At 75.6% G+C, this 6,032-nt stretch carries 7 protein-coding genes; 3 read left to right on the forward strand and 4 right to left on the reverse strand.

Annotation, left to right across the window (positions count from 1 at the left end; all coding sequences use genetic code 11):
* From GT045_RS34120 to GT045_RS34130, 3 genes are all read right to left on the reverse strand, one after another.
* On the reverse strand, positions 1–864 hold an 864-nt coding region (locus tag GT045_RS34120), incomplete at its 3' end, for an SDR family oxidoreductase (protein WP_161336560.1).
* A gap of 117 nt (positions 865–981) precedes the next feature.
* Positions 982–2,601, reverse strand: a complete 1,620-nt coding sequence (locus GT045_RS34125) for an NAD(P)/FAD-dependent oxidoreductase (protein WP_161336557.1) — start codon at positions 2,599–2,601, stop codon at positions 982–984.
* A complete protein-coding gene (locus tag GT045_RS34130) occupies positions 2,594–3,088 on the reverse strand; it encodes an SRPBCC family protein (protein WP_161336558.1) in 495 nt (164 codons plus the stop codon). Before GT045_RS34130 ends, GT045_RS34125 begins: the two co-directional genes overlap by 8 nt.
* Positions 3,089–3,270: 182 nt before the next feature.
* Here GT045_RS34130 and GT045_RS39225 point away from each other — a divergent pair, with 182 nt between their 5' ends.
* Genes GT045_RS39225 through GT045_RS34140 form a run of 3 tightly spaced genes read left to right on the forward strand, consistent with a single transcriptional unit; the run spans position 3,271 to position 4,444 of the window.
* Positions 3,271–3,417 carry a hypothetical protein gene (locus GT045_RS39225; RefSeq protein ID WP_202516465.1) on the forward strand — a complete coding sequence of 49 codons (147 nt, stop codon included), beginning with the start codon at positions 3,271–3,273 and terminating at the stop codon, positions 3,415–3,417.
* Positions 3,414–4,016: a PRC-barrel domain-containing protein gene (locus tag GT045_RS34135; protein ID WP_161336559.1), complete on the forward strand. Its 603-nt coding sequence runs from the start codon at positions 3,414–3,416 to the stop codon at positions 4,014–4,016. The genes GT045_RS39225 and GT045_RS34135 overlap by 4 nt, the downstream gene beginning before the upstream one ends.
* Complete coding sequence (locus GT045_RS34140) at positions 4,013–4,444, forward strand: PRC-barrel domain-containing protein (RefSeq protein ID WP_161287715.1); 432 nt, start codon at positions 4,013–4,015, stop codon at positions 4,442–4,444. Before GT045_RS34135 ends, GT045_RS34140 begins: the two co-directional genes overlap by 4 nt.
* 90 nt (positions 4,445–4,534) lie before the next feature.
* Here the strand turns inward: GT045_RS34140 and GT045_RS34145 are convergent.
* The coding region (locus GT045_RS34145) for an FAD-dependent oxidoreductase (protein ID WP_202529285.1) at positions 4,535–6,032 on the reverse strand (1,498 nt) is incomplete at its 5' end.

The raw sequence follows: 6,032 nt of genomic DNA on the forward strand, positions 1-6,032 counted from the left end.
CGCCGCGCGGTCGGCCTCGCCCCCGGCGCCGAGCAGCCCGGTCGGGGCCAGTCCGCCCTCGGCGCGCAGCCGGGGCAGGCTCCGGCGGGCGACGCGCATCACGACCGGCGGCAGGGCGGCACGCACCGGCTGGACCAGCCGCAGCCAGGGCGGCGCGTACACGGCCGTCCGCCGGTGCTCCAGGCCGCGCACGATCCGGGCGGCCACCTCCTCGGCGCCGTACACGCGGCGGGCGGGCCGCGGCATGTGGCCGCGCAGTTCACGCAGGACGGGGTACCGGTCGGCGTCGTGCACCATGTCGGTGTCGGTCCAGTTCAGGTAGGCGATGCCCACGGCGACGCCATCGGCGGCGACCTCGGCGCGCAGCGCGTGCGCGAAGGCCTCCACGCCTGCCTTGGAGGCGCAGTAGGCACTCATCATCGGAGCCGCGCCGAAGGACGCGAGTGAGGCGATCTGGAGGTAGTAGCCGGCCGTCGCCCGCAGGTCCGTAAGGAAGGCCCGGGCGGTCTGCGCGCTGCCGGTGAGGTTGACGTCGATGATGCGGCGCCACTCCGCCGGGTCGGTGGCGTCGAGCGGGCCGCCCGCCGCGACCCCGGCGTTGGCGATCACGACGGAGGGGGGCCCGAAGCGGTCCCGTACCTCGTGCGCGGCCCGCTCCAGGGCCGGCAGGTCGGTCACGTCCGCCTCGATGGCGAGGGCCGGGACCGGCAGCCGTGCGGCCAGTTCGTCCAGCCGGTCCTTCTCGTGCCCGAGCAGGACGGGGCGCGCCCCGCGCCGGGCCACCTCGTGGGTGAGCGCGGCCCCCACCCCGCGCGCGGCACCCGTCACCACGACCGTCCGGTTCGTCAGAGGACCGCTTCGCACGGGCTCGGCCTTTCTCTCGGTCCCCTCGGAGGGCTCCTCGGGGGGCGCGTACACCTGGTCGTGCATGTCTTCCCGATCCACCGGGCGTCCGGATGCGCCGTCGGCCGGACGTCCGGCTCAGCGTCTGCGTCCGGTGCGGTCCCGGCGGGCGAGGAGGCGCTGGGCGCCGGCCAGGTGGGGCGCCCGGCGGGCGCGCAGGGCGGCTCGCGCGGCGTTGGCCCCGGGGGCGCCGTGCACCCCGCCGCCGGGATGGGCTGCGGCGGAGGCGAGGAAGAGACCCGCGACCGGGGTCTCCGGGCGTCCGGTGCCGGGGACCGGGCGGAAGACGAGCTGCTGGTGGAGTGCGGCGGTGCCGCCGTTGATGGCGCCGTCGGAGAGGTTGGCGTCCAGGGCCTGGAACGTGGGCGGCGCGAGCACGCGCCGGGCGCGGATCAGGGCGCGGAAGCCCGGGGCGAACCGCTCCACCTGGCGTTCCACCCGGTCCGCCATGCGCTCCTGGTCCGCCGGGCCCCAGCCGCCGGTGATGTCCTCGCCGCCCGCGTCCGCCCGGATCTCCCGGGGGACGTGGGTGTACGCCCAGGCGGACTCGGTGCCCGCGGGGGAACGCGAGGGGTCCGCCAGGGTCATCTGCCCGAAGAGGAGGAAGGGGCGGTCGGGTACCTGGTGCATGGCGATCTGCGCGGCGAAGCGGGTCAGCTCGTCCAGTCCGTCGGCCAGATGCACCGTCCCCGCGCGGCGGGCCGCCGCGGCCTGCCACGGCACCGGCCCGTCCAGCGCCCAGTCCACCTTGAACGTGGCGAAGTCCCACTGGAAGTGCCGCAGGTCCTCCATCAGCTGTGCGGGCAGGTGCTCCGCACCGACGAGGTCGCGGTAGAGCACGGGCGCGGCAACGTCGGCGAGTACGGCCCGGCGGGCGGGCACCGTCTCCCCGCCGTCGGTACGCACGGCCACGGCACGGCGGTCGCGGACGACGACGTGCCCCACCCGCTGCCCGCAGCGCACCTCTCCGCCCCGCTGACGCAGCCGCCGGACCAGCGCTTCGGTCAGGGCACCGGAACCGCCGACCGGCACGGGGAAGCCGTAGGTCTGCCCCAGCATCGACATGAGCCATCCGAAGCCGCCGCTGCCCGCCGCCTCGGGGGCGAGGTCGGCGTGCAGGGCGTTGCCGGCCAGCAGCAGCCGGCCGCCCTCGCCGCGGAACTCCTCCTCCCCCAGCCGGCGCACGGGCAGGACGAGCGAGCGGGCGGCGCGCAGCCCGCCCGCGGTCCGCAGCGACCGCAGCAGCCGCACCGCCGGCCTGACCGGCGGAAACGGGGTGAACAGGGCGCTCAGCAGGCCCGGGCGCAGCGTCTGCCACAGCTCGAAGAGCCCTCGCCAGGAATCGCCGTCGCCGGGCGCGAACGCCTCGACGGAGGCGGCCGTCGTGTCGATGTGCCGGTCCAGCACGGCACAGCGGCCGTCGCTGAGCGGGTGGGCGAGTACGTGCGGCGCGTGGCCCCAGCGCAGTCCGTGGTCCTCCAGACGGAGCGCGGAGAGCACGGGGGACGCCGCGGCCAGGGGGTAGAAGGAGCTGAAGAGATCGTTGACGAAGGCGGGATCGACCCCGCGGTCGTGGCGGACCGCACCGCCCGGGACCGGCTGTTCCTCCAGCACGAGGACACTCCACCCGGCGTCCGCCAGCAGGTTCGCGGCCACCAGTCCGTTCGGGCCGGCCCCGATCACCACGGCATCAGGCACGGCCGGTGCCCTCCGCGCCGGACGCCTCCCTCGCGGCCGGCTCCCGGTGCCTGGCCGCGGTCTCCTCGCAGCACCGGGCGAGCCGGGCGAGCATCGAGCGGTGGCGCAGCTGGATCAGCGCCTCCACGCCGACGTTGTGCACGGCCGCTCCGGCTCCCCGCAGTGGATGCTCGTCGACGAGGACCAGACAGTCCTCGCCCCACTCCCGCAGTTCGATCGAGAAGCGCGCGGTGCCCAGGAGGCCCGCGATGATCTCCAGTTCCAGCAGGGAGCCCTCCCGGCAGTGCCGTACGACGGTCTGGTTGTTGAGCCGGACCGGCCCGAGCCGGATCTCGTACGTGAGGGAAGCGTCCTTCTGCGGCCACCGGCCGCTGCGCGGGCGGGAGTCCCCGGTGCCGACGACCCATTCGGCGTACCGGTTGCCGTCCGCGAGTACCTCCCACACCACGGCGGGGTCCGCTTTGATCACACGATGCCGAACGGCCATGCACGCCTCCGGGTCACCAGCTGGTCAGGGGTGTCACCGAGTGCCCAGGGCGGCGGCGGCCGAACCGTCCCGGTCCCGGGGCGTGCCCTGCCGGCCTTCCAGGCGTGCTCCGGCTGCTCCGGGGGCAACCGGAGGACAGAGAGGGGCCGGGACGGGGACACCGGCCACGGAGGAGGTCGGCAATGGTGTGGTGGGGCTGGGTGGTCCTGGTGCTGGTGGTGGCGGGAGCGGTCGTCGCGACGGTGCTGTCGGTCCAGGCGAAACGCCGGGCCGGGACCGTGATCGCGGTGCGTGGAGGCCGCCGGTCGGGCCGGGGAGGGCTGCGGTGATCACGTTGATGCTCGCTTCGGATCTGACCGGGCGTGAGGTCGTGACCCTCGGCGGTGACGCGGTGGCGCGGATCAAGGACACCGTCTTCGACGCCGGGGCCGGCCGGATCACCGGGTTCACGCTCAGTGGCCGGGGGCTGCTGGCGGGGCCGCTGAAGCGGAGTCTGCCGTTCTCGGCGGTGCACGCGCTCGGACCCGCCGCCGTGATGATCCCCGGCCGGGCGGTCCTGGAGGAGCGGGGCGCGGTGCTGGGGTCGGACGCGGCCGGACGCGGCCCGGTCATCGGCGCGCCGGTCGTCACGGACCAGGGCACGGAGATCGGCACCGTGCGCGACGTGGTGGTGGAGGCCGGTACGAGCGGGGACGTCGTCGGCTTCGAGATCGCCGCCGAGGATCACTTCCACAGCGGGCGGGGCAAGGTGTTCATCCCGCGCGGGCAGACCCTGGCCGTCTCCGGCGAGGCCGTGGTGGTACCCGCGCAGGCACGCCACTTCGTCGCCGAGGAGCTGCCCAGCTTCGGCGCGCAGGTGGAGGCGTTCCGGGCGGGCGCCACCGAACCGCACGCGGACGCGCCCGCGCGGGAAGGGGGACTCGCATGATGCTCTTCACCCGGACCAGGGGCCTGCCGGTGATCACCGCGGAGGAGGCGACGACCCTGGGCACGGTGGACGACCTGACGCTCGACGTCCGTACCCGGAGCATCGCCTGTCTGCGCCTGGCGGGAGCGCCGAGGAACCGTGCGGTCGTCGGCTGGAGCGCGGTGGAGGCGGTGGGACACGACGCCGTGATCGTGCGGTCGCGGGCCGCCGCCGAGTCGGTGCCGGACGACGCGCCGGAGCACCGCGCGGCCGTCGGGAGCCGGGTGCTGACCGAACACGGCGTCGAACACGGGACCGTCAAGGACATCGCCTTCGACCCGGTGTCGGGCAAGGTCCTGACCCTGTACACGGCCCTCGGCGACATCGCCGGCGAGCGCCTGATCGGCCTCGGCTCGTACGCCCTGGTCGTCCACGCGGAGCGCGGCTGAGCCACACGGTGACCACGGGTGCGGGCGCGGCTGGCCCGGCGGGCGGGCGCGGGCGGCACGGGGCGCTCCGTTCGCCGGGGCCGCCGTCGGCTAGCCGCGGTCCGCGCCGCTCCCCCACCTGGCCAGCCCCCGCAGTACGGCGTTCCGGCCGCGGTGCGGAACCGTCCACAAGGTCACCCCCCGCAGCCCCCATCGCTCCAGCAGGGCGTTGGCGGCCAGGAATCCCGTCGTCGCGGCACGTTCCATGAGCGCCACGGGGAGGTCGGTGCGCACCAGGTCACCGGCGACCGTCAGAGCGGGGTCCGGGGTACGGACCGTCGGCCGGTCCCGGTAGCCGCCCACCGGGAACAGCGGGCAGTCCTCCCGCCACTCGTGGCGGGCGTCGACGATGCCGGCCTCGCGTGTCTCGGGACAGACCTGGCGCATCTGCTCGATCAGGCGCTTCTCCTCGACGTCCCGGGCCGCCCGGGCCGGCACGGCGTAGGCGTGCAGTTCCACGACCGAGCCGCCGGTGCGCGCGGACCAGCGCGCGGCCTCGTCCTCCCAGCGTTCCAGCACGCTGACGTTGTCCAGGGTCGCGAATCCGCCGGTGCCGAGGAATGCCGGGCGTCCCGGCGCCACGGGCCGGTCCAGCCACAGCCGGGTCACCAGGAAGGGCGGGGCGGTGCGCAGCCGTGCGACGCGCTCCCGCCACGGGGCGTCGCCCAGCCGTGGCGAGCGGGCCACGACCCCGCGCAGGCCCGGGGTGTCCAGGGCCAGCACGACGGTGTCGTGGTGCCGTTCGTCCCGGTCCGTCGTGACCCGGTAGCCGCTCCCCGTCGGTGCGATGTGTTCCACGGCCGCGGATGTGCGCACCTCGGCGCCGTGCCGCCGCAGGTAGCCCGCCAGCGGGTCCCACAGGGCGGCGGGGAACGGCGCGGTCGGCACGTCGAAGAGGAGGCCCTCGGCGGAGCCGAGGAAGTAGATGTGGAACATGAGCGCCATCTCGGCCGCCGAGAGCTGCCGGGGGTCGGCGAAGAAGCTGCGCGAGAACACCTCGAACGCGAGGTGCCGCGCCCGCTGGGGGAAGCGGACGGCGTCCAGGAAGTCGTGGGCGCTGATGCCGTCGAGCCGGTCGTGGATCTCGGGGAGGCGGACGTCGAGCAGGGGGAGGGCCGCGGCCGGGTCGACGGCGCGCAGTTCCCGCAGGGTGAAGGACGGGCTGAGGGCGGCGAACGCCAAGGCGCTCCACGGCGGGGTGCGCGGGACGTGGCGGAAGCTGTCCCGCAGGCCGCTCGCGTGCAGCAGCGGGTAGTCGGGCAGGCCGGTCAGCCGCCGCAGCCCGGGATCGGTGCGGCGGAGCAGTCCGCGCAGGTTGTAGTACTGGCGGAAGAAGGCGTGGAAGCCGCGGCTCATGGTCACCGGGGTGCCGTCCCGCAGGCTGGTCGGCCAGCCTCCCGCCCGGCCGCCGAGGTAGGACTCGCGCTCGTACAGCGTCACGGCGACTCCGCGTTCGGCGAGTGCCGTGGCGGCGGCGAGGCCGGCGATGCCGCCGCCGACGACGGCGGTCGTCGGGCGGGCGCCGTCGACGCGCCGCTCGCCGGGCGGG

This window comes from Streptomyces sp. SID486 (assembly GCF_009865385.1).
Classification (GTDB): Bacteria; Actinomycetota; Actinomycetes; order Streptomycetales; family Streptomycetaceae; genus Streptomyces.